Genomic DNA, 22,073 nt, shown 5'->3' on the forward strand with positions numbered 1-22,073 from the left:
CTCGACGCCCTTCAGCCGGCGTTGTCGGCGACCCATTGCGCGAGCACGGTGGCGGCTGCCATGAAGTCGTCGATCGCCATCGCCTCGCGCGGGTTGTGGCTGCCATGCTCGTTGCGCACGAACAGCATCGCCACGGGCACGCCGGCGGCGGCAAAGGCGGCGGAATCATGCGAGGCCGGGCTGCCGAGCGGCATGGCGGGGATGCCGATTCTCTCCGCCGCCTGTGTCAGGGCCGTCCTGATGCCGGGATCGACGGGCCCGACCGCCGCCGAGGCGCGCGCACCGAGTTCGAACACGACGCCGCGCTCGGCCTCGATCCGCGCGATCGCGGCGTGCATCCGCGCCTCGACACCGGCGAGCACCGCCTCGTCATAGGCGCGCACATCCAGGCTGAAGCAGAACTCGCCCGGCACAGTGGTCATGCCATGCTTGTCGGCATCGGTGTGGAAGCGCCCGAAGGTCACGGCCATGCCCTCGCCGCGCGCTTCGTGCTCCGCCCAGATGGCATCGAGTTCGGCGGCGAGCGCCATGCCGGCCATGGCGGCGTCGCGGCGGAAGCGCCGCGGCGTGCCGACATGGTCGTAGCGGCCAAGGATACGTGCCCCCGGATAGCGGAAATTGCCGGGAATGCCGGTGCAGACAGCGATCGGGAACCCGGCTTCGACCAGGCTCGGCGCCTGCTCGATATGGACCTCCAGGAAGGCCCGGATGCGCTTGGGGTCGAGACTGCGCTCGCCGCGCCGCAGCGCCTCGGGATCACCGCCGCAGTCGCGGATATGGTCGGCGAGGGGGCGGCCGGTGTCGATGCGCCTGGCCTCCAGCGCGCCCTCGGGAAGCGTTCCCAGCGCCCCGCGGCTGCCGATATAGGACACCTGGAACCAGACGCTTTCCTCGGCCCGGACGCCCATCACCGTCAGGTCGCAACGCGGCGCCACGCCGAGCTCGCGTAGCGCCGCGAGGGTGACGAGGCCCGCGATCACGCCCGCTGCCCCGTCGAAATTCCCGCCATGGGGGACGCTGTCGAGATGCGAGCCCATCAGGATCGCCGGCGCGGCCGGATCGCTGCCGCGCCAGGTCGCATAGGTGTTCAGCGAGGCGTCGGTGGTGACTGTGAGGTCGGCCGCTGTGGCCGCCTCCGCGAAGACGCGATGGCCGAAATCCTCGCCCGCGCCATAGGTGTCGCGCATGATGCCGGGATCGCCCTGGCTGCCCTCGGCCAGCGTGGCGAACAGCCGCTCGGCCAGGCCGCGTTGGCCCGCGACCGCCGCCGCCAACCGCTCCGGGGCGATCACGAGGTGGCCTTGTCGAAATAGCCCGCGCGGACGGCCGCACCGATCATGTTGACGACGAAGCGCCCCGCCGTGATGCATGTGATCTGGTTGACGTCGCTGCGCGGGGTGATCTCGACCACGTCCATGCCGACGACGCGGCCCTTGCCGACGAGGCCGTGGATCAGGGTCCGCACCTGCGGGAAGGTCAGCCCGCCCGGGCAGGGGCCGGCGACACCGGGCGCGATGGCGGGATCGATGCCGTCGAGATCGATCGTCAGGTAGTAGCGCCCGCCTGCGGGAATGCGGTCGAGCACCGCCTGCATGCCGCGCTCATGGACCTCGTAGGAGGTCACCAGCTGGGCGCCATAGGCGCGCGCCGCCTCGACCTCCTCGATCCGGGCGCTGCCGGTGCCGTGCAGGCCGATCTGGAAGATCTCGCCGACATGGGCCATCTCGGAGGCGCGCCGGATCGGGCTGGAATAGCCGGTCGTGACGCCGTTCACCTCCTGGCGCCAGTCGAGATGCTGGTCGATCTGGATCAGCGTGATCGGCCCGTCGCCGTCGAGCGCGCGCAGCACCGGGATCGGCACGCCATGGTCGCCGCCGAGCACGATCGGCATCGCGCCCGACGCCCGGATCTTGCGGATTGCGGCTTCGGCCTTGACGTAATGGGCGGTGAGGTCGCGGAAATCGCCGATGATGTCGCCGCAATCGACGGTGCGGATCGGCCGGCCGTCATAGAGCGGCCCGCCGAGATCGAAATCGTAGCGCTCGATCGAGCGGACGATCCGGTCCGTGGCGCGACGCATCGCGGCAGGCATGTTGGTCTGGTCGTTGACGATCTCGGCGAAGCTGTAGGCATCGCCATAGGGAATGCCGAGAAAGGCGATGTCGGCCTGGAGATGGTCGAGATCGGTCGCCAGTTCGGAATAGAGAAAGGTCGCGTGGCCCGTCTTGGGGGCGGTCGTCAACGACATGGAGCCATCCTCGCCGGCTGTCCGCCGGTTTTCCGCCCCCGCAGAGAGAGGCGTCGCCGACTTGCGCCCGACACTGCTGGAGGGGGGGAGCGCAGGCAATGGAGGCGCTTATCAGGAATCCGCGGGTGGCATTCGTCCGGCGAATACTCAGGCCGTCAGGAGAGGCGCGGCACCGTCTCGCCCGCCACGACGCGCACCTCCCGCAGGAAGGCCTGCGCGGCCCGCGACAGCGGCCGCTTGCGCGAATACACGACGGAGGCCGAGACCGGCGAGGCCGGCTCGAAGCGCCGGACCGCGAGGTTGCGCGAGGAGAGCGGTGAGAGCGGATCGACCACCGCCACGCCGATGCCGGTCTCGGCGAGGATGCAGGCGGTGTTGCAGTATCGGACCTCGACCGAGGAGCGGAACGGCACGCCGACCTCCGCGAAGGCCTGGCGCACGATCGTCCCCATCCGCGTGCCGCGTTCCAGCGCGATGAAGGCGGTGGCGCGCAGATCGTCGGGCGTGATCGTCTCCATCGCCGCGAGCGGATGATCGGGTCGCATCACGCAGACCATGCGCTCGGAGAAGAAGCACTCGCTCTCGACGCCGCGATAATCGTTCAGCCCCAGCACGAAGCCGAGCTCCGCCAGCCCGTTGTCGACGCTCTCGACCACGTTCTCGAAGCGGCGGATGTCGAAGGACACGCGCGTGTTGGGGCGCTTCTCGAGGAAGTTGCGCAGCGCGATCGGGATCACGCTGTAGCCCAGAGGCGGTGTCGCGAGGATGCGGATATGCCCGGTGCGGTTCTCCTTCAGGTCCTGCACCTTCGCCTCGAAAGCGGCGTGCATGCTGAAGATCGGGTCGGAGTCGAGGCAGAGTTCGCGCGCCTCGGCGGTCGGGAACAGCCGGTTGTTGACGCGCTCGAACAGCGGAAAGCCGATCTGGCTCTCGAGATGCTTGATCGCGTTGCTGACGGCGGGCTGCGACAGGCCGAGTTCATGCGCCGCGCGCACCGTGGTCTCGCAGCGGACGACTGCTCGAAGCAGCTCGATCTGGCGCAGGTTCATATCACGCCTCCGAATAGGGTGGGGTGCTCCCTATTTCGTCAGCAAATCATGTGCCAGCGGAGAGCCGTCCGCAAGCGGCCTGTCGCTCAGGCGTCGAGAAAGGGCATCTCGCCCCGCGGCGGCGCGATGTCGGCATTCGCAGCCACCATCCGTCGCCAGACCGCTTCCGTCACCGCCTGCGCCTCCGCCAGCAGCGCCGGCTCGTCCACGGTCAGCACCTTGCGGTCGCGCATGACGAAGGCGCCGTCGACCATCACCGAATGGACGACGCCGGGATGGGCGTAGTTCACGATGTTGGAGGTCAGCCGCAGGATCGGGCGCAGCGCCGGCTGGTCGAGGTCGAGCAGGGTGATGTCCGCCTTCTTGCCAACGTCGAGCGAGCCGATCCGGTCCAGCGCGCCGAGCGTGCGGGCGCCGTTGCGCGTCGCCATGTCGAGCACGGCTTGCGGCTGCGGATCGACGCCGCCCTCCTGCGCGCGGCCGAAGCCGGCCCGGTGCACGATCATGCCGATCTTCATCGCCTGGAACATGTCCTCGGTCATGTTGTCGGTGCCGAGCGCGATATTGACCCCGGCGTCCCGGATCGGCCCGATCAGCACGCGATGCGGCCCCTTGCGGGAGGAGGGCGCCGGGTTGTGCGCCATGTGGACGCCGCGCTGCGCCAGCAATTCGATGTCCTCGCGCGTGCAGAAGGTCCAGTGCGCGCAGGTCAGGTCCGGCCCGAGGAAACCCTCGCGCTCCAGATAGAAGGCCGGTGTCAGCCCGTGCGCGGCCTTCACCGCCGCGACCTCGCCGGGGCTCTGGGCGAGGTGGCAGGTGCGCGTCAGATTATGGCGGGCGGCGAGGTCCATGATCTCCGCCAGCATGGCGGGCGAGCAGTTGTCGGGGGCATGCGCCGCGACCTGGCAGCTCACCCGGCCGTCGCGCGCGCCGTGCCAGGTCTCGATCAGCTCCTGCGTGCGCTCGAGGAACTGCCGCCCGAAGGCCTCGTCGATCCCGTATTCGCCGAAGCGGATCTTGCGCGTGTCGATGTCGGCGCAGCTTTCCGAGAGCCAGAGCCGCAGGCCGGTATCTGCCATCGCGCCGGCATAGGAGGGGACATGGCGGAACGGGTCGACCAGTGTGGTCGTGCCGCTGCGGATCGCCTCCAGGCAGCCGAGCGCGGCCATCACCGCCCGCTCATGGTCGCTCATCGTGTAGGAGATCGGCGACATGTAGCGGTAGATGATCTCGCCGTCCCAGTCCTCGACCGTGCCGCGCAGCGCCGTCAGCACCGTATGCGTATGCGCGTTGACGAAGCCGGGCAGAACGGCCAGGCCGCGCCCCGCCATCCGCTCATGCGTCGGAAAATCCCGCTCCAGCGTGGCGGTCTCGCCGATGGCGGCGATCCGGTCGCCAGTGATGGCGATCGCGGCGTCCTGCAGGATGCGCCGCTCCTCGTCGCAGGTGACGATGGTGGCGCCGGTGATGAGCAGGTTCATGACGGCGTCCGCTGGTTGGAGAGACCCGCGGTCGCCGCCTTCTCTTGCGCCACGAAATGCTCCGCGATCTCGCGTCCCGTCGCGATCCAGACATCGCCGAAGCCGCGGGCCCGCGCCAGGAAATCGCGCATGATGCCGAAGCGCATCGGCCTCCCCGAGACCTGCGGATGCATGACCATGCTGACCAGCCCGCCCCATTCGCGCGTCTGGTCGAGTTCGCCGTTCCAGATCGAGAGCACATGCTCGCTGGGGAACATCGGGCGCGGGCTGAAGCGCTGCGACAGCCCGTAGAGCCAGTCGTCGAAGGAGGCGTTGATCGGCAGTTCCACCACGCCGGCCGATCCGTCGCGCTGCCGGTGCCGGTAGGGCCGGATGTCGTCGCGGAACGAGGAGGAATAGAGGATGCCGCGTTCGCGCAGATAGGTCAGGAGCGCGTCGTAGTTCTCGCCGCCGGCCGCCCGGTAGCCGACCGGGACCACGCCGAGCACGCGCTTCAGCGCCTCCATCCCCTTCTCGAACTCCTCGACGTCCTCGTCGAAATCGGCGGGGTCGGGGCGCTTGTGCAGATAGCCGTGATGGCCGATCTCGTGCCCGTCGCGGACGATCGCCTCGCACATCGCCGGATGCACATCGACGATCCAGCCCGGGATGAAGAAGGTCGCCTTGATCTCGACCGATCGCAGATGGCCGAGGATCTTCGGCACGCCGACGCGCTCCTCGTAGCCGCCGAAGGAGAGCGTCACCAGCCGGTCGGTGTTGGCGGCGTCGTGCTGCAGCCAGGCGGTCTCGCCATCGACGTCGAAGGCCGGAAACAGCGCGCAGCTCTTGCCGGCGGGCCAGGGATAGTCCGGCGCCGGGTCGGCGGGATTGGCGATCCGCATCGGGAAGACGGGCGTCATCGTAACCTCTCCTCGCGCGAGGCCAACCGCGCCTCACGGTACGAGGATAGCAAGGCGCATGAGCCCGGCGAGCCGGTCGGCGCACGCGCCGCTATGATTTATGGCGCGGCTCTATTCGCCCCGGTGATAGCGCCGGGCCTCGGGGAGAGCGACCAGCCCTCAGGCAACATGGCCCCGCACCGATCGAACCGGCGTGTTGCCGCATAAACAGGCAGATGCCGAGCGAGTGGGCCGAGATGCCTTACGATACGTCACGTTGCGGCGCAGGTATGCGCCTGAGCGGCTTTGCTCAAAACCTTCGGCCGTTTGCCGGCCATTGTGCCCGACGGAAAGCGGTTGGCACGGCAGTTGCTGGCCAGCGGCGCCCACCGGCCGAGGATCGACGTCATTCAGATGGCTGCGCCTGCCCCTTCCGCGACCATGTCCGCCCAGCCGCTGACGCTCGACGGCATCACGCACAGCTATGGCGGCGGGCTGGCGGTCGACAACGTCACGCTCGAGGTCAAGGGCGGCGAACTCGTCGCGCTGCTCGGCCCCTCCGGCTGTGGCAAGACCACGCTGCTGCGGATCGTCGCCGGCTTCATCCAGCAGGGCAACGGCAAGGTCCTGATCGACGGCCGTCCGATCGACACCCTGCCGCCGAACCGCCGCGAGATCGGCATCGTCTTCCAGAACTACGCGCTGTTCCCGCACATGACGGTGGCCGAGAACATCGCCTATGGGCTGGCCGCCCGCGGCGAGAGCCGCAGCGTTCAGGCCCAGCGCGTCGAGGAAATGCTCGCCACCGTCCAGATGGCGGGCTTCGCTGACCGCAAGCCCAAGCAGCTCTCCGGCGGGCAGCAGCAGCGTGTCGCGCTGGCGCGGGCACTCGCCATGCGGCCGCGCATCCTCTTGCTGGACGAGCCTTTTGCGGCGCTCGACAAGAACCTTCGCCTCGACATGCAGATCGAGATCAAGCGGCTCCAGCGCCAGTTCGCCCTGACCGCGATCATGGTCACGCACGACCAGGACGAGGCGATGGCGATCGCCGACCGTATCGCCGTGATGAGCCAGGGCCGGATCGAGCAGCTCGGCACGCCGGTTCAGGTCTATGACGAGCCCGCCACGCTGTTCGTCAACAGCTTCATCGGCTCCAGCAACCTCCTCAGCGGGCAGATCGCGGCGCCTGTCGAGGGCGGTTACGCTGTGACGCTCGGCAACGGTGCCGCCTGGACCGTGCCCTCCGCCGCCCGCTTCGCCCCCGGCCAGCCGGTTCTCGTGTCGGTCCGCCCCGAGCAGATGCGGCTCGCCGACGAAGCCGGCGAGGGCCGCTTCCCGGTCGAACTCAAGCTCAGCCTGCCGATCGGCGGCGAACTGATCCACGACGTCACCAGTGCCGATGGCAGCTCGCTGAAGATTGCCATGTCGCGCCGTCCCGGCATGGCCTCGGGCCGCTCGGGCACCGCCTATTGCGGGCTCGCCGACCACGCCCGCCCCGTTCTCTTTCCCGCCTCTCAACCCTGATCCGGAGCCCATGCCGATGACACAGATGAACCGTCGAGATCTCCTGGCCGGCGCCGGCGCGCTCGGCCTGGCTTCGCTCCTGCCGCTGCGCGCCAGCGCCTCCGGCAGCCTCACCGCCGCGATCTATCCCGGCACCTGGGAAGAAGCCTATCGCGGCGTCGTCGCTCCGGCGCTCAAGAAGAACGCCGGCGTCGACGTCGCCTTCGACGCGCTGTTCGCCGTCGATCAGGTCGCCAAGGTGCGCGCCGCGCGCGGCGTGCCGCCCTTCGACTGCTTCGTTCTCGATCCCGGCCCCGCAGCGGCGGCGCAGGCCGCCGGCCTGTTCGAGCCGATCGATGCCTCCAAGCTGACCAATGCCGCGAAGATTCCGACGGGCCTGATCAAGTCGCATGGCGTGACCTGCAACGCCCAGGTCGTCGGCATCGCCTACAACCCGAAGAAGTTCGCCACGCCTCCCAAGGGCTGGGCCGACCTGTTCAAGAGCCCCTATGTCGAGCGGCTGGGCCTCACCGGCTTTCAGACCACCTTTGGCACGGTCTCAATCATCGAGATGGCGAAGGTCTTCGGCGGCTCCGCCACCAATGTCGAGCCGGTTTTCGCCGAGCTGAAGAAGGCTGTCTCGAAGGCGGCCGCGGTCGCCGCGCCCGCCGCCATGCCCGGCCTGTTCCAGCAGGGGCAGATCGACATCATGTACACCAACACCAACACGGTCGCGACGCTGAAGGGTCGTGGCGTCGACATCGAGTTCATCAAGCCCGAGACCGGCGCGATCACCTTCCAGACCACGCTGCACATCGTGAAGGGCGCCGACAACGTCGCCAACGCCTACAAGTACATCGACACCGCGATCTCGTCGGATGTTCAGGCCGAGCTGCAGAAGCAGCCCTACAACATGGTCCCGATCAACAAGGACGTGAAGCTGGTCGAGACGCTCGACATCAAGTCACTCGATGAACTGGCGACGATGGTCACGCATGACTGGACGGTGATCAACCCGCAGCGCGCCGCCTGGATCGAGCGTTTCAACAAGGAAATCACCAAGTAGGACGCCACGATGGCAGGCATGGCTGCAGCGCCCGCCGGGAGCGGTGGTGTTCCGGGGGCCAGGGTCGACTGGCGCCTCGCGGCGCCGCTCGGCCTGACTTATCTCGCCTTCTTCGCAGCCCCCTTCGCGATCCTGCTCGGCATCAGTTTCTATGCCGATGCCGAGCAGACGCGGCTGGGGCTTGATTCCTGGACCAAGTTCTACGGCGATGCCTTCTACCGGAAGGTGATCTTCGACACGCTCAAGCTCGGCGTCTTCGCCGTGCTGGCCACCACGCTGCTCGCCTATCCGCTCGCGCTGGTCTTCCGGGCGTCGAGCCCGCGCGTGCAGCGCCTGCTGATCTTCATCATCCTGATGCCGCTCCTGACCTCGGTCGTGATCCGCACCTTCGCCTGGATCGTCATCCTGGCGCGCGAGGGCGTGCTCAACCAGACGCTGATCGGGCTCGGGCTGACCTCGACCCCGCTCAATCTGCTGCAGACCGAGCTCGGCCTCGTCATCGCGCTGACGCAGATCGAGATGCCGCTGATGCTGCTGCCGCTTCTGACCATCATGAACCAGATGGACCAGAACCTCGTCGATGCCTCGCGCGCGCTCGGCGCCTCGAAATGGCGGACCTTCTTCCGGGTGATCCTGCCGCTGACGCTGCCGGGCTGGATCGCCGGCGCGACGCTGGTCTTCGCCTCGGCGACGACCGCCTTCATCTCGCAATCGGTCATCGGCGGAGCGCGGCTGGTCTATCTGCCCTCGCTGATCTGGCAGCAGTCGATGGTGGTCTACAACTGGCCCTTCGCGGCGGTCGCCTCGCTGACGCTGCTCTTCACCGTGCTGGCGGGCATCATGGCGCTCGGCTGGCTCGGCCGCTTCGCCAGGACGAGCTGAGGAACAGGCCATGCAGCGCTCCACCCCCGGCGACGTCGCCTACACCTGGATCATCGGCCTGCTCGCGGGCCTCGGCATCCTGATCCTGATCGGGCCGGTGCTGGTCGTGATCGCGACCTCCTTCACGACGTCGCAGACGCTGAAATTCCCGCCGCCCGGCCTGTCGCTGCGCTGGTACGGCGAATTGTTCAACCCGGCCCGTTCGGCCCAGATTCACACGGCCGCGCTGAACAGTCTCTGGGTCGCAGGCCTCGCCACCGCCATCGGCGGCGTGCTCGCCGTGTTCGCGGCTCTGGCGATCTCACGGGTCGCGCGGCCCTCGGCACGCGTGCTGGAGGCGAGCTTCCTGTCGCCGCTCGTGCTCCCGACCCTGTCCTACGGCCTCGCCGCGCTGATGTTCTTCTCGGTGCTCGGCATCAGGCCCTCGCTCAACCTGCTGATCGCGGGCCATCTCGTGGTGATCGCGCCCTTCGTCTTCCGCACCACGCTGGCGAGCCTGTCGCAGCTCGATCCGGCGCTGCTCGAGGCCTCCGCCAATCTCGGCGCGAGCCGCCTCTACGGGTTCCGCCGGATCACCCTGCCGCTGATCGCGCCGGGCATCGCGGCGGGCTGCTTCCTGGCCTTCATCTCCTCGATGGACAATGTCCCGGTCTCGCTCTTCCTCTCGACCGCGCGCACGGCCATGCTGCCGATCCGGATGTGGGGGATGATGGAGACGACGCTGGACGTCCGCATCGCCGCCATCGCCGGCGTGCTGATCCTGGCGACGCTGATCCTGATGATCGTGATGGACCGCCTGACCGGCCTGACGCGGCGGATGAGCGGGTGATGGGCAGACCGTCATTGCGAGCGCAGCGAAGCAATCCAGCCCCGCGCTCGACGTCGCCTCTGGATTGCTTCGCTATGCTCGCAATGACGCCAGGAGCCCCTCGATGACCATCCCCTATGACCGCGACCTGATCGGCTACGGCGCCAACCCGCCCAACCCGCAATGGCCGGGCGGCGCCCGCATCGCGATCAACTTCGTGATGAACTACGAGGAGGGCTCCGAGCCCTCCATCCAGGACGGCGAGGGCTATACCGAGCTCGGCCTGACCGAGGCGAACGGCCTGCCGACCGGGGTCAAGGGCCGCGACCTCGCCGGCGAGGGCATGTTCGCCTATGGCAGCCGCGTCGGATTCTGGCGGCTGATGCGGCTGTTCCAGGAGCGGGGACTGCCGATGACGGTGTTCGGCTGCGCGCTCGCCATCGAGCGCAACCCTGACGCCGCCGCCGCGATCCGGGCTTCCGGCTTCGATGTCTGCTGCCATGGCTGGCGGTGGATCAAGCATTACGACCTGACGGAGGCCGAGGAGCGCGAGCACATCGCCAAAGCGATCAAGTCGCTCGAAGCCACGGTCGGCGAGCGTCCGCTGGGCTGGTACTGCCGCTATGGGCCCAGCGTGAACACGCGCCGGCTCGTCGTGGAGGAGGGCGGTTTCCTCTACGATTCCGACGCCTATGACGACGAGTTGCCCTATTGGAAGGTGGTCGACGGCAAGCCGCACCTCGTCGTGCCCTACTCGCTCGTGAACAATGACGGCAAGTTCGGCTCGGGCTTCTTCGGCACCTCGAACGACTATTTCGACTGGCACAAGGATGCCTTCGACATGCTCTATGCCGAGGGCGCGACCCAACCCAAGATGATGTCGGTCGGCCTGCATATGCGCCTGATCGGCCATCCCGCCCGCGCGGCGGGCCTCGCGCGCTTCCTCGACTATGTCCAGAAGCATGAGAATGTCTGGGTGACCGGCCGGCTCGACATTGCGAAGCACTGGGCGAAGACGCATCCTTTCCAGCCGGCCTGACGCAACACACCGTCATTGCGAGCGGAGCGAAGCAATCCAGTGACGTAGAGCGCTACGTCCCCTGAATGGCTTCGTCGCTATCGCTCCTCGCAATGACGGTCGCGATATCATCGAAGGAACGACACCTTGCCCAAGCCCGACCTGATCGTCGCCCTCGGCGATGCCCGCTACCTGATCGAGCGGCCCTTCGGCTCCTGGCCGCAGAATGCCGGCTTCGTCACCGATGTGACGGTCGATGCCCGCGGGCATGTCTTCGTGATGCTGCGGCACGACCCGCTGACTCAACCTGACGATCCGCGCGTCGTCGAGCTGTCGCCCGAGGGGGAGTATCTCGGCGGCTGGGGCGGCGATCTGATCGCCGATTCCCACATGCTCACCGTCGATGCGCAGGGGCGTCTCCTCTGCGTCGACCGCGACATGCATGAGATCGTCATCTGCTCGGCGAGCGGCGAGCGCCTGGGCGGCCTCGGCCAGCGCGGCGAGCCGCTTTCGCCCTTCAACCACCCCACCGACGTGCATGTCTCGGCCTGGGGCGACATCTATGTCGCCGATGGCTATGCCGCGAGCCGCATCCACCGCTTCTCGGCCTATGGCGTCCATCTCCAGAGCTGGGGCGAGCATGGCGCCGGCGAGGGTCAGTTCGGCTGGCCGCACGCGCTCTGGACCCATGCCGACGGCCGCGTCGTCGTCGTCGACCGCACGCATAATCGCGTCCAGGTCTTCGACCGCAACGGCCAGCACCTCGCGACCTGGAGCCATTTCCGCGACCCCGTCGCGATCTGGGGCGACGAGGACGGCAACACCTATGTCACCGACACGCAGCCGACCCTGCAGAAGATCGGCCCCCATGGCGAGCGCCTCGGCCGCTGCCGGCCGTTCCTCAATGGCGCGCATGGCATCTACGGTATGCCGGGCGGCGATATCCTGCTGGCCGAGAGCAATCCCAGCCGGCTGACGCGACTGCGGCTGCTGGACTAGCGTTCTGCAGACAGCCCGAACCGTCATTGCGAGGAGCGAAGCGACGAAGCAATCCAGGGGCGTCGCGCGAGTGCTTCTGGATTGCTTCGCTTCGCTCGCAATGACGGCAGCCCCACGCGACATCCAGGAATGGCCATGACCACACAGATCATCTGGGGCGGGACGCTCCTCACCGGCTTCGACGCTGCGGGCGAGCCGGTCCTGCTGCAGGATGCCGGCGTCGCCTGCGAGGCGGGGGCGATCCTTGCAACCGGGCCGCTCGCCGATCTGAAGGCGGCCTATCCCGAAGCGACCGTGACCGGCGGGCGCGAGTTCGCGATCACGCCGGGCTTCGTCAACGCGCATCACCATGTCGGCCTGACGCCGCTGCAGCTCGGCTCGCCCGACCACCCGCTGGAGCTCTGGTTCGCCAGCCGCATCGCGCTGCGCGACGTCGATCTCTATGCCGATACGCTGTTCTCCGCCTTCGAGATGATCGAGAGCGGCGTCACCACCGTGCAGCACCTCCACAGCCGCGCGCCGGGAACGCCGGCCGACATTCTCGCCGCCGCCGCGAAGGTCATCAGTGCCTATCGCGACATCGGCATGCGCGCCTCCTATTCGATGGCGCTGCGCGACCAGAACCGGCTCGTCTACGAGGCCGACCAGGATTTCGTCGCCCGCCTGCCGGAGGAACTGCGCCCCGCGGCGAGCGCCTTCTTCCAGCGCTTCACCGTGCCGCTCTCCGACCAGGTCGCGGTCTTCGAGGAATTGCTGGCGCGCCATGGCAACGGTGACCGCATCCGCATCCAGATCGCGCCCGCCAACCTGCACTGGCTCTCGGAGGAAGCCCTCGACGTCACCGGCGAGCTGCAGCGCCGCACCGGGCTGCCGGTTCATATGCATGTGCTGGAGACGCCCTATCAGAAGGCCTATGCCCGCAAGCGCACGGGCGGCTCGGCGCTTAGCCATCTTGATCGGCTCGGCCTGCTCGGCCCGCATTTCACCATCGGCCATGGTGTCTGGATGAGCGAGGCCGATATCGAGCTCGCCGCCGATCGCGGCGTCTGCATCTGCCACAATTGCAGTTCGAACTTCCGGCTGAAGAGCGGCGTCGCGCCTGTGAACCGCTTCCTCGCCCGCAGCATTCCCGTCGCCATCGGCATCGACGAGGCCGGCATCAACGACGACCGCGACATGCTGCAGGAGATGCGGCTCGTCCTGCGCGCCCATCGCGAGCCGGGCATCGACGCGCCCCATCCCTCGCCGGCGCAGGTGCTGCGCATGGCGACCGAAGGCGGCGCGCGCACGACCCCCTTCGCCGGCCGCATCGGCCGTCTGGAGCCGGGCATGGCCGCCGATCTCGTGATGTTCGACTGGCCGGCGGTGACCTATCCCTATCAGGACGAGGGTCTCGGCTTCGTCGAGGTGCTGGTCCAGCGCGCCAAGGCGAAGGCCGTCCACAGCGTCATGATCGCCGGCGAATTCGTCTATCGCGAGCGCCGCTTCACGAGGCTCGACCGCGACGCCGTACTGGCCGGCCTCGCCGAGGCGCTGGCGAAGCCGAAGACGCCGGCCGAGCAGGACCGCATCGCCCTCTCGCAGGCGCTGCTGCCGCATGTCCGCCGCTTCTATGACGGCTATCTCGATGGGCAGGGCGACGAGCCCTTCTACCGCCCGAGCGGGCGCTTCTGACGGACTAAGGCTTGCTGCGTGCGGTGGTTTTGGCGCTCGGAACCACCACCGTCATCCCGGGCTTGCCCCGGGATCCATGGAGGGCTCCGGAGCTCTCCGATGGATCCCGGAGTTCCGCTTCGCTCCATCGGGGATGACGCGGAGGTTGGCGCGCCTTTCGAGGCTGACCGCTCAATGCCCCCGCGAAACCCGCTTCTGCGCCAGCCGCACCGCCGCCGGGATCGGCGCGATCACCGGCACCGAGAAGCGCAGATTGAGCGATTGCGCCGCCTGGCCGAGCGGGCCGCCGCCGATCACCAGCGCCTGCGCCCCCATCGTCTCGATCGCCTCCGCGCAGGCTTCGGCCAGCGCCTCCACCAGCGTGGCGTGATCGGCCATGATCGCGTGGACGTCGCCCTTGGTCAGGGCGACGCCCCGGAACGTCTTTTCATGGCCATAGGCCCGTGCCAGCCCGGTGATCGAGGAAACGAGATCGGGCGTCGTCGTCACCACGGCGAAGGGCCGCCGGCCCGCTCCGGCCTCGGCCATGCCGGCCTCGGCGATGCCGGTGACCGGGCAGGAGAGGCGCAGCCGCAGCGCCGCCAGGCCGGGATCGCCGAAGGCCGCGATGATGACACCGTCCGGCGGCGCTGTAGTGATCGCCCCCGTCAGCGCCTGCACAGCCTTTGCCGACTGGGCCAGCGCCTCCTCATTGGTGATCAGCGGCACGCCATAGGGCGCGCTCATCGCGTCGATGACAGTGCCGGCCGATGCCGTGGCCTGGGCGATGCCGCGCATCATGCTGGTGGTGCCGGCATTGGTGTTGGGGTTGATCAGCAGCAGGCGCATCAGGGGCTCTCCGGCACGGCAGCGATGAAGGCGCGCGCAATCTCGGCGCGGCCCGCGATCCAGAGTCGGTCGCGCCGGGCCGCCAGCAGGTTCATGATGTCGCGAAAGGCGGCGAAGCGCGCCGGGCGCCCGACGATCCGCAGGTGGAAGCCGAGATTGAGCAGCCGCGGCAGGCCGCGCGCGGCCTCCGCTTCCAGCACGTCGAGCGCGTCGGTGACGTACTCCACCATCTCGCGGGCTCGGACGAAGCCGTTGGGGTGGAAGAACTTCATGTCGTTGCTGTCGAGCGCATAGGGCACGACGAGCAGAGGCGGGCGCCCCGGTGCGCGATCCCAATAGGGCAGGTCGTCGTCGAAGCCGTTGGAGGTGTAGAGAAAGCCCCGCTGCGCCAGAATCTCCCGCGTCCAGGGGCTTTCTCCGCCGCGGCAGAAGAAGCCGACAGGCGCGACACCGGTCGCTGCCGTGATGGTGGCGACGCAGGCGTCGATGTCGGCTGCCTCCGCCTCGCGCGTTTCGTAATCGGCATGGGGCCGCCAGCGCCAGCCATGAACGGCCGGCTCATGGCCGCGCGCCACCACCGCCTTCGCCAGCGCCGGCGAGCGTTCGACGGCGCGGCCGCAGAAGAAGATGGTCGCGCGGACGGCGCTGTCGTCGAGCGCGTCGAGCATGCGCCAGAGCCCGGCGCGCGTGCCATAGCCGAAGATCTGCTCCTGGCCCTGGTCGCGCTTGCCGGCGGGAACGACGCTGATCACCTCGCCCATGCTCTCCGAGCGCGCATCGCCGTCGCCGACCTGAAGCTCCGCGCCCTCCTCGAAATTGATCACGACGGAGACGGCGAGCCGCCGGCCATTGGGCCAGGAGAAATCCGGCCAGGCGCCGGCATAGCCTTCGAGGTCGCGGTGGGTCATGGCTCAAAGTCCCCGATGCCGTCGTCACCTGGCAAGCCCTCATCCTGATGAGCCGCGGCACGCGGCGTCTCGAAGGATGATCCAGGAGGCTCCTGAACCATTTGGAGCATCCTTCGAGACGCGCTCCTGCAGAGCGCTCCTCAGGATGAGGGCTCGTTATATGCCCGCCTATGACGCGGCGGGCTCGAACATTCACCCTCGACCCAGCTCCGCCAGCCAGTGCCGCGCGATCGCGTCGCGCCGCGCAAACCAGACGCCGGGCTTCGACGCCGCATGCGCCAGGAAGCGCTCGAGCCCCCCGATCCGCCCGGGCCGGCCGATGATGCGCAGGTGCAAGCCCACCGACATCATCCGCGGCGCCGTGCCGCCTTCTGCGTAGAGCCGGTCGAAGGCGTCGATGCAGTAGCGCGCGAAATCGTCGCCGAAAACGAAGCCGCCGCCACGCTGGAAGCGCATGTCGTTGGTGTCGAAGGCATAAGGCAGCACCAGCTGCTGTCCGCCCTCGACATCGACCAGAAAGGGAAGGTCGTCATTGTAGGCGTTGGAATCATAGAGGAAGCCGCCATGCTCGCGCAGCAGCCGGCGGGTGTTGATCGAGGTCGCCGAGCGCGTGTGCCAGCCCACGGGGGGCGTGCCGGCGGCCTCCGTGATCGCGGCAACCGCGCGCGCGATCGCCTCGCGCTCCTGCGCTTCGTCCATATGGGCGTGCCGCTCCCAGCGCCAGCCATGGGCGGCGACCTCGTGGCCATCGGCCACCGCCTCCTGCACCAGCCAGGGCGAGAGCGCGACGGCGCGGCCATTGGCGTTCAGCGTCGCCGCCACGCCATACTGCTTCAGCAGCGCGCGGATGCGCGGCCAGCCGGCGCGCGGGCCATATTCGAAATGCGATTCCATGCAGAGATCGCGCACGCCGGTGATCTCCTCGACCACCTCGTAGACGCTCTCGTTGCGCTCGTCGCCCTGGCCGATCGAGAGCTCCGCGCCCTCCTCGACATTGACCACCAACGAGACGGCGAGCCGCGCGTCGTTCGGCCAGCGGATCGCGGGCGGGGCGTCGCCATAGCCACGGAAATCGCGGTCGCTCACGGGAGAAGCCATCAGAGATCGGCCATCCGGCGCAGGCCCACCAGCCGGTCGCCGATGACGAGCACGGCGGCGGCGAGCAGGATCAGCAGGGCGGAGATCGCCGCGATCGTCGGATCGGGGCTTTCCTCGACATATTGCAGCATCTGGATGGGCAAGGTCTTGGTCCAGGCGTCGGTAAAGAAGATCGAGATCGGATAGTTATCCATCGATGCCAGGAAAGCGAACATTCCCGAGGTGAGGAAGGCCGGGGCGAGCGAGGGCACCAGCACCTTGAGAACAGCCTTGGGATAGGACAGGCCGAGCGTGCGGGCGGCGTCGATCAGCGTGAAGTCGAACAGCGACAGCGCCGCATAGACGGTGCGCACCACGTAAGGCAGCGTGATCACGACATGGGCCAGGATCAGGCTGGCCCACACGTCGCGCAGGCCCGCCGCCCGGAAGCTCTCCAGCATCGCGATGCCGATGACGAGGCCGGGCAGCATCAGGGGCGAGACCAGGAAGGTGACGATGCCGTCGCGGCCGCGGAACTGGCCGCGCAGCAGGCCGATGGCGCAGAGCGTGCCGAGCCCAAGCGCGATCGCCGTCGACAGCGCTGCGAGCTGGACCGAGGTCGCGACCACCGGCCAGAGCTCGCGCGAACGGCCGAGCGCCTGGTACCAGCGTAGCGACCAGCTCGGCGCCGGCAGCGTGAAGACGGCGCTCGATCCGAACGACACCAGCACGGTGACGACCAGCGGCGTCAGCAGGAAGACCACCGTGAAGGCGGCCAGCGTCCAGACGACGGCCGAAGCGATGCGCTCGATGGCCGTCACGACGCGCCTCCCAGCCGTTTCGAGAGCGCGGCGCTGCCGACCACGACCGCGACCGTCAGCACGAGCAGGACGACCGCCGTCGTCGATCCCAGCTGCTCGTTGCGCATGAACAGGAAGGAGCGCCCGGTCAGCGTCGCCAGCGTCTGGAAACGGTCACCGATCAGCAGGTTGGGGATGACGTACATCGAGGCCGCCATCGAGAAGACGAAGGCGACGCCGGTGACGATGCCGGGCAGCGAGAGGGGCAGGGCGACCTTGAAGAAGCGGTAGATCGGCGAGGCGCCGAGCGTCGCCGCCGCCTCGCCGAGCCGCGGATCGACCAGCTTCAGCACCGAATAGATCGGCAGGATCATAAAGGGCACGAAGACATTGGCCGCGCCGATCACGAGGCCGGCCTCGGTGAAGAGCAGGCGCTGCGGCTCGCTCCACAGGCCCAGGCCCATCATCAATTGCGAGACCACGCCGTCGCGCCGCAGCACGATCTGCCAGGCGAAGGCCTTGACCACGACGCCGACCGAGAGCGGCAGGATGATCGCGACCAGGATCAGCGCCTGAGCCGCGCCGCGCGCCCGCGCCAGCGCCAGGGCCGTCGGATAGCCGATCAGCAGGCACAGCAGCGTCACCAGCACCGCGATCCGCAGCGTGTTGCCGATCACTGTCCAGCTGAAGGGGTCGGACAGGAAGGCCGCGAAGGGGGCGAGCGACGGGGCGCCGCCGCTGAGGATGCTGCGGCCGAGCAGCATCATCAACGGGACGCCATAGACGACGGCGAGATAAAGCACCGCCGGCAGCGCCAGCAGCAGCACCGGGTCGAGACGTCGCGACGCGCTCATGCTGCTTCTGCCGGCGCGGGGTAGACCAGCGTGTCGTCGATCGCCCAGGACATCTTCAGCGACGTGCCGGGCCCCGCCGCAGCCGGCAGGGATGGCGTCTCGACCAGGATCTGCCCGTCGGGCGGGGCCTGGAAATGCAGCTGCACCCGCGCCCCCTGGAAGGCGGCGTCCGCGAGTGGCGCCTCGATCCGGTTCGCGCCGCCATGGTCGAGCGCGATGCGCTCGGGCCTGACTCCGAGCAGGACCGGGCTGCCGGGCAGGAAGTTGCCGGGCCCTCTCAGCGGCCCGGCCGGCGTCGCGACGGTGACGATGCCGTTGGTGGAATCGGTGACGGTGCCGGGAAGCCGCGTCGACAGCCCGACGAAGCCCAGCGCGAAGGGCGTCGCCGGCTTGGCATAGATCGCGGCCGGCGTATCCAGCTGCTCGATCCGGCCGCGATGCATCACCGCGATCCGGTCCGACATCGTCAGCGCCTCGTCCTGATCATGCGTGACGAAGATCGCAGTGGTGCCGACCTCGCGCAGCAGGCGCTTCAGGTCGATCTGCATGGTCTCGCGCAGCTTGCGGTCGAGCGCCGAGAAGGGCTCGTCGAGCAGCAAAAGCTTGGGCCCGACGACGAGTGCGCGCGCCACCGCCACGCGCTGCTGCTGGCCGCCCGAGAGCGCCTTGATCGAGCGGTCGGCATAGGCGCCCATCTGGACGAGGTCGAGAAAGCGCGCCACGGCTGGCGCGATCTCTGCTGATGGCGCGCCGCGCGCCTTCAAGCCGAAGGCGACGTTCTCCGCCACGCTCAGATGCGGAAACAGCGCATAGCTCTGGAACACGACGCTGACGTCGCGCCGGTGTGGCGGCAGCCTCGTGATGTCCTGTCCGTCGAGCGCGACACGGCCCTGGTCGGGCCGCATCAGCCCGGCCACGATCCGCAGCAGCGTGGTCTTGCCGCAGCCCGAGGGACCCAGCAGCGAGACGAACTCGCCGCGGTCCATCGACAGGTCGACGCCGTCGAGCACGGTGGCGGCGCCGAAGGTCTTGGCCGCTCCCGCGACGGACAGGAAACCCTGGCTCATGCTCAGATCGCCATCTCGCGATCCCAGCGCTTGATCCAGTCGCCGCGCTGGGCCGCGACATTGGCCCAGTCGATCTGGTGGATCTTCACGTCGGCGCCCAGGCCCTCGGGCTTCGGCACCGCCTTGTTGGTGCCGATCGAGAAGGTCGGCCCGGCCAGCCGGTTCTGCAGCTCGGCGCCCAAGAGCTCGTTGACATAGGCGAAGGCGAGCTCCTGCTGCGGTGCGCCCTTCACCACCGCGATGCCCGACGGCATGGCGAAGACGCCTTCCTTCGGTGCGGCGAGGTCGATCGGCGCGCCGGCCGCCTTGCGCTCCAGCGCATAGGACGACATCGCCGGCCCGATCATCCAGGCCTCGCCCTGCTCGAGCAGATTGAAGGCCTGCGGCTGCTGCGTGTAGATCGTCAGCAGGTTCGGCTTCAGCGCGGCGAGCTTCTTGAAGCCGGCATCGGTGTCCTTCTGGACGCTCTCCATCGTGCCGCCCGCGAGCAGGCCGGCGACGAAGAGCGAGGGCAGGCCTTCGGTGTTCTGCAGCGAGGGAATGACGATGCGGCCCTTGTATTTGGGGTCGAACATCTCGGCCCAGGAGGAGGGCGGGGTCTTCATCGCGGTCTTGCTGTAGGCGACGCCGAGCCAGGGCTGGAGGTAATTGGCCCACATGCCGTCCATATGGGTCGAGCCCGGCAGGAGATCGGCCAGGTTAGGCGCCTTGGCCACGGTGAGCGGCTCCAGCAGGCCTTCCTTGACCGCCAGGATCATGACCGGATCGTCCATCTGGACGACCGACATGTAGGGCTTGTCCTTGTTCTTCTGCATCTTCTCGAGGTTCACCAGCGAGCGCGTGCCCTCGAAGATCACCTTGCAGCCGTACTTCTTCTCGAACATCGGCACGACGGTCTGCTCGACCCAGGGCTTGTGCCCGGCCGCGCCGCCGACGACGAGTTCCTTCGTCTGGGCCCGCAGCACCGCGGGAGCGGCGACCAGCGCCGTCGCGACGGCGCCGCCCTTGAGGAGGGCGCGGCGGCTCGGCATGCCTGCGAACGGCTTATCCATGGTCGGACCTTTCGAACATTGGGCGCGCTCCTCGGTGGCGCGGACGGGAACAGGCGTCAGCAACCGGCGTGCCAGCACGACACGCGACAATCACGCGAGACGAAAAGATCGATAAAACAGAATGTTACGATCGATTTCGGAATCTGTTTCTCGATCCCAGCGCGTGCTGCGCGAACAGGCTCAGGCGTCAAATTTGTGCACAATCGCTTTTTGAATGTGCATAAAAATTCGCCCCATCGGTGCTAGGATCGGGCTTCGCGACGGTCGCTTCCGGCCGAGTGGGCTGTGCTGTCGAGACAGGTGGGCATGAACGAAGCGGCGATCCACACGATCCTCTCGCGCCTGCTGCTGGGGGGCTCGCTGCCGGGCGGCACCAAGCTCGGCGAGCATCGTCTCGCCGAACTCTTCGGGGTCAGCCGCGAGCGCGTCCGCAAGGTGCTGCACCGGCTCGGCCATGAGCGGCTGCTGGAGATCGTCAAGAACCGCGGCGCCTTCACCATCGAGCCGGATTTGCGAGAGGGCAGGGTCGTCTACGAGGCCCGCCGCATCCTCGAGAGCGGCATGGTCGCCCATCTCGCCGACCATCTGACCGAGGCCCAGATCGCGCGGCTGCGCGAGCATGTCGACGCGGAGGCGGATGCCCTGCGCCGCGGCGATCAGGCGACATGGCAAAAACTCTCGGCCGAGTTCCATTTCCTGCTGGCGGAGATGATCGGCAACCCGATCGTCCAGCGTCAGGCTCATGAGCTGATCGGCCGGACGATCATGCTGGTGAAACGCTACGAGACGACGCTGGGCTCGGCCTGCGGCTGCGAGGAGCACCGGCTGATCTTCAAGGCGCTGGCGGGCCGCGAGCGCGGCAGGGCGGTCAAGGCGATGAGCAGCCATCTCTCGCTGGTCGAGACGCGGCTGCGGCCGATCATCTGCGACGATGCCGGCCCCTCGCTGGAGGCGCTTCTGGAAGAGGCCATCGCCACCTTCCGCTCCGAGCAGGGGACGGCCGCAAGCCCGCGCCATGAGGCGCTTGCGGCGCCTGCCCCGCGCTGAGCGCGCGGTCACGATGCGCTCCGTGCGGCGCGGGCGCGATTGCGCGGCTGGGCGGCGCGACTATCTCCCAGTCGATCCGGCGCCCATCAGCGCTGCCGTCCCCCTCCCGGAGCCCGCCATGGCAGACCTCTCCGCCTTCAAGATCACGCAGCGCTGGCCCGCCCGGCACCCCGACCGCATCCAGCTCTATTCGCTGCCGACCCCCAATGGCGTGAAGGTCTCGATCGCGCTGGAGGAACTTGGCCTTCCCTACGAGCCGCACACCATCAACATCGGCCAGAACGAGACCTGGGGGCCGGAGTTCCTGTCGCTGAACCCCAACGGCAAGATCCCGGCGATCATCGACCCCGACGGTCCGGGCGGAAAGCCCTTCGCCCTGTGGGAATCGGGCGCGATCCTGATCTATCTGGCCGAGAAGACCGGCAAGCTGCTCCCCACCGATCCCGCCGCCCGCTATGAGACGATCCAGTGGGTGATGTTCCAGATGGCGGCCGTCGGCCCGATGTTCGGCCAGCTCGGCTTCTTCCACAAATTCGCCGGCAAGGACTACGAGGACAAGCGCCCGCGCGACCGCTACGCCAATGAGAGCAAGCGGCTGCTCGGCGTGCTTGAGGACCGGCTGACGGGCCGCGACTGGATCATGGGCTCCGACTATACGATTGCCGACATCGCTTTGCTCGGCTGGGTGCGCAACCTCGTCGGCTTCTATGGCGCGGGCGAGCTGGTGGACTATGCCAGCCTGAAGGCCGTGCCGGCGTGGCTCGAGCGCGGCCTGGCGCGGCCGGCCGTCCAGCGCGGGCTGGAAATCCCCAAGCGGCCGGCGTGAGGGCAAGC

The 22,073-nt window shown here is 68.3% G+C and carries 21 protein-coding genes; 9 read left to right on the forward strand and 12 right to left on the reverse strand.

All coding sequences use genetic code 11. The features are described 5' to 3' along the window. Positions 1 to 11: 11 nt before the first annotated feature. The 5 genes from BSY19_RS15055 to BSY19_RS15075 form a co-directional block, all read right to left on the reverse strand. The gene (locus tag BSY19_RS15055; protein WP_236840541.1) at positions 12 to 1,292 is read right to left on the reverse strand and encodes a Zn-dependent hydrolase; all 1,281 of its coding nucleotides are present in this window, start codon (positions 1,290 to 1,292) and stop codon (positions 12 to 14) included. Beyond that, positions 1,289 to 2,248 (reverse strand): agmatinase, encoded by a 960-nt coding sequence (locus BSY19_RS15060; RefSeq protein ID WP_069054867.1) that lies wholly within the window; start codon positions 2,246 to 2,248, stop codon positions 1,289 to 1,291. Before BSY19_RS15060 ends, BSY19_RS15055 begins: the two co-directional genes overlap by 4 nt. A gap of 155 nt (positions 2,249 to 2,403) precedes the next feature. Beyond that, a complete protein-coding gene (locus BSY19_RS15065) occupies positions 2,404 to 3,297 on the reverse strand; it encodes a LysR family transcriptional regulator (RefSeq protein WP_069054868.1) in 894 nt (297 codons plus the stop codon). An 86-nt stretch (positions 3,298 to 3,383) separates the two neighbouring features. Continuing rightward, positions 3,384 to 4,778, reverse strand: coding sequence for an amidohydrolase family protein (locus tag BSY19_RS15070; protein WP_069054869.1), 1,395 nt, complete (start codon positions 4,776 to 4,778; stop codon positions 3,384 to 3,386). Then, entirely contained in the window at positions 4,775 to 5,677 is a 903-nt protein-coding gene (locus BSY19_RS15075) for a polysaccharide deacetylase family protein (protein ID WP_069054870.1), read from the reverse strand. The genes BSY19_RS15070 and BSY19_RS15075 overlap by 4 nt, the downstream gene beginning before the upstream one ends. Before the next feature lie 393 nt (positions 5,678 to 6,070). On the opposite strand from BSY19_RS15075, the gene BSY19_RS15080 reads away from it, so the two are divergent. The 7 genes from BSY19_RS15080 (at position 6,071) to BSY19_RS15110 (ending at position 13,606) form a co-directional block, all read left to right on the forward strand. Beyond that, complete coding sequence (locus BSY19_RS15080) at positions 6,071 to 7,180, forward strand: ABC transporter ATP-binding protein (RefSeq protein ID WP_150129631.1); 1,110 nt, start codon at positions 6,071 to 6,073, stop codon at positions 7,178 to 7,180. Between the two features lie 16 nt (positions 7,181 to 7,196). Beyond that, positions 7,197 to 8,225, forward strand: a complete 1,029-nt coding sequence (locus tag BSY19_RS15085; protein ID WP_069057137.1) for an extracellular solute-binding protein — start codon at positions 7,197 to 7,199, stop codon at positions 8,223 to 8,225. An 18-nt stretch (positions 8,226 to 8,243) separates the two neighbouring features. Next, complete coding sequence (locus BSY19_RS15090) at positions 8,244 to 9,107, forward strand: ABC transporter permease (RefSeq protein WP_069054871.1); 864 nt, start codon at positions 8,244 to 8,246, stop codon at positions 9,105 to 9,107. A 10-nt stretch (positions 9,108 to 9,117) separates the two neighbouring features. Next, complete coding sequence (locus tag BSY19_RS15095) at positions 9,118 to 9,936, forward strand: ABC transporter permease (RefSeq protein WP_069054872.1); 819 nt, start codon at positions 9,118 to 9,120, stop codon at positions 9,934 to 9,936. Positions 9,937 to 10,039: 103 nt separating this feature from the next. Next, positions 10,040 to 10,954 carry an allantoinase PuuE gene (locus tag BSY19_RS15100; protein ID WP_171905148.1) on the forward strand — a complete coding sequence of 305 codons (915 nt, stop codon included), beginning with the start codon at positions 10,040 to 10,042 and terminating at the stop codon, positions 10,952 to 10,954. Between the two features lie 126 nt (positions 10,955 to 11,080). Further along, a complete protein-coding gene (locus tag BSY19_RS15105) occupies positions 11,081 to 11,932 on the forward strand; it encodes an NHL repeat-containing protein (RefSeq protein ID WP_069054873.1) in 852 nt (283 codons plus the stop codon). 135 nt (positions 11,933 to 12,067) lie between these two features. Continuing rightward, complete coding sequence (locus BSY19_RS15110) at positions 12,068 to 13,606, forward strand: amidohydrolase family protein (RefSeq protein ID WP_069057139.1); 1,539 nt, start codon at positions 12,068 to 12,070, stop codon at positions 13,604 to 13,606. A 171-nt stretch (positions 13,607 to 13,777) separates the two neighbouring features. Here BSY19_RS15110 and BSY19_RS15115 read toward each other — a convergent pair whose 3' ends face one another. The 7 genes from BSY19_RS15115 to BSY19_RS15145 all read right to left on the reverse strand — a co-directional run bounded on the left by BSY19_RS15115 (position 13,778) and on the right by BSY19_RS15145 (position 20,192). Continuing rightward, positions 13,778 to 14,434 carry an aspartate/glutamate racemase family protein gene (locus BSY19_RS15115; protein ID WP_069054874.1) on the reverse strand — a complete coding sequence of 219 codons (657 nt, stop codon included), beginning with the start codon at positions 14,432 to 14,434 and terminating at the stop codon, positions 13,778 to 13,780. Further along, a complete protein-coding gene (locus BSY19_RS15120; RefSeq protein WP_069054875.1) occupies positions 14,434 to 15,342 on the reverse strand; it encodes a polysaccharide deacetylase family protein in 909 nt (302 codons plus the stop codon). Before BSY19_RS15120 ends, BSY19_RS15115 begins: the two co-directional genes overlap by 1 nt. Before the next feature lie 192 nt (positions 15,343 to 15,534). Further along, positions 15,535 to 16,440 carry an allantoinase PuuE gene (locus BSY19_RS15125; protein WP_069054876.1) on the reverse strand — a complete coding sequence of 302 codons (906 nt, stop codon included), beginning with the start codon at positions 16,438 to 16,440 and terminating at the stop codon, positions 15,535 to 15,537. Beyond that, the gene (locus BSY19_RS15130) at positions 16,440 to 17,240 is read right to left on the reverse strand and encodes an ABC transporter permease (RefSeq protein WP_069054877.1); all 801 of its coding nucleotides are present in this window, start codon (positions 17,238 to 17,240) and stop codon (positions 16,440 to 16,442) included. Before BSY19_RS15130 ends, BSY19_RS15125 begins: the two co-directional genes overlap by 1 nt. Next, positions 17,237 to 18,073 carry an ABC transporter permease gene (locus BSY19_RS15135; protein WP_069054878.1) on the reverse strand — a complete coding sequence of 279 codons (837 nt, stop codon included), beginning with the start codon at positions 18,071 to 18,073 and terminating at the stop codon, positions 17,237 to 17,239. Before BSY19_RS15135 ends, BSY19_RS15130 begins: the two co-directional genes overlap by 4 nt. Then, positions 18,070 to 19,140, reverse strand: a complete 1,071-nt coding sequence (locus tag BSY19_RS15140; RefSeq protein ID WP_069054879.1) for an ABC transporter ATP-binding protein — start codon at positions 19,138 to 19,140, stop codon at positions 18,070 to 18,072. Before BSY19_RS15140 ends, BSY19_RS15135 begins: the two co-directional genes overlap by 4 nt. A 2-nt stretch (positions 19,141 to 19,142) precedes the next feature. Further along, positions 19,143 to 20,192 carry an ABC transporter substrate-binding protein gene (locus BSY19_RS15145; protein ID WP_069054880.1) on the reverse strand — a complete coding sequence of 350 codons (1,050 nt, stop codon included), beginning with the start codon at positions 20,190 to 20,192 and terminating at the stop codon, positions 19,143 to 19,145. A gap of 306 nt (positions 20,193 to 20,498) precedes the next feature. On the opposite strand from BSY19_RS15145, the gene BSY19_RS15150 reads away from it, so the two are divergent. Together BSY19_RS15150 and BSY19_RS15155 are read left to right on the forward strand one after the other, a co-directional pair. Further along, complete coding sequence (locus BSY19_RS15150; RefSeq protein ID WP_069054881.1) at positions 20,499 to 21,239, forward strand: GntR family transcriptional regulator; 741 nt, start codon at positions 20,499 to 20,501, stop codon at positions 21,237 to 21,239. A 118-nt stretch (positions 21,240 to 21,357) separates the two neighbouring features. Continuing rightward, on the forward strand, positions 21,358 to 22,065 hold the full coding sequence (locus tag BSY19_RS15155; protein WP_069057140.1) for a glutathione S-transferase N-terminal domain-containing protein: 708 nt from the start codon (positions 21,358 to 21,360) through the stop codon (positions 22,063 to 22,065). Positions 22,066 to 22,073 lie beyond the last annotated feature (8 nt).

It is taken from the genome of Bosea sp. RAC05 (assembly GCF_001713455.1).
GTDB lineage: Bacteria > Pseudomonadota > Alphaproteobacteria > Rhizobiales > Beijerinckiaceae > Allobosea.

Coding starts and splice junctions, on each gene's coding strand:
- BSY19_RS15060 (WP_069054867.1), bottom strand. CDS start 2,248: ATGTCGTTGACGACCGCCCCCAAGACGGGCCACGCGACCTTTCTCTAT.
- BSY19_RS15065 (WP_069054868.1), bottom strand. CDS start 3,297: ATGAACCTGCGCCAGATCGAGCTGCTTCGAGCAGTCGTCCGCTGCGAG.
- BSY19_RS15070 (WP_069054869.1), bottom strand. CDS start 4,778: ATGAACCTGCTCATCACCGGCGCCACCATCGTCACCTGCGACGAGGAG.
- BSY19_RS15075 (WP_069054870.1), bottom strand. CDS start 5,677: ATGACGCCCGTCTTCCCGATGCGGATCGCCAATCCCGCCGACCCGGCG.
- BSY19_RS15080 (WP_150129631.1), top strand. CDS start 6,071: ATGGCTGCGCCTGCCCCTTCCGCGACCATGTCCGCCCAGCCGCTGACG.
- BSY19_RS15085 (WP_069057137.1), top strand. CDS start 7,197: ATGACACAGATGAACCGTCGAGATCTCCTGGCCGGCGCCGGCGCGCTC.
- BSY19_RS15090 (WP_069054871.1), top strand. CDS start 8,244: ATGGCTGCAGCGCCCGCCGGGAGCGGTGGTGTTCCGGGGGCCAGGGTC.
- BSY19_RS15095 (WP_069054872.1), top strand. CDS start 9,118: ATGCAGCGCTCCACCCCCGGCGACGTCGCCTACACCTGGATCATCGGC.
- BSY19_RS15100 (WP_171905148.1), top strand. CDS start 10,040: ATGACCATCCCCTATGACCGCGACCTGATCGGCTACGGCGCCAACCCG.
- BSY19_RS15110 (WP_069057139.1), top strand. CDS start 12,068: ATGACCACACAGATCATCTGGGGCGGGACGCTCCTCACCGGCTTCGAC.
- BSY19_RS15115 (WP_069054874.1), bottom strand. CDS start 14,434: ATGCGCCTGCTGCTGATCAACCCCAACACCAATGCCGGCACCACCAGC.
- BSY19_RS15120 (WP_069054875.1), bottom strand. CDS start 15,342: ATGACCCACCGCGACCTCGAAGGCTATGCCGGCGCCTGGCCGGATTTC.
- BSY19_RS15125 (WP_069054876.1), bottom strand. CDS start 16,440: ATGGCTTCTCCCGTGAGCGACCGCGATTTCCGTGGCTATGGCGACGCC.
- BSY19_RS15135 (WP_069054878.1), bottom strand. CDS start 18,073: ATGAGCGCGTCGCGACGTCTCGACCCGGTGCTGCTGCTGGCGCTGCCG.
- BSY19_RS15140 (WP_069054879.1), bottom strand. CDS start 19,140: ATGAGCCAGGGTTTCCTGTCCGTCGCGGGAGCGGCCAAGACCTTCGGC.
- BSY19_RS15145 (WP_069054880.1), bottom strand. CDS start 20,192: ATGGATAAGCCGTTCGCAGGCATGCCGAGCCGCCGCGCCCTCCTCAAG.
- BSY19_RS15150 (WP_069054881.1), top strand. CDS start 20,499: ATGAACGAAGCGGCGATCCACACGATCCTCTCGCGCCTGCTGCTGGGG.
- BSY19_RS15155 (WP_069057140.1), top strand. CDS start 21,358: ATGGCAGACCTCTCCGCCTTCAAGATCACGCAGCGCTGGCCCGCCCGG.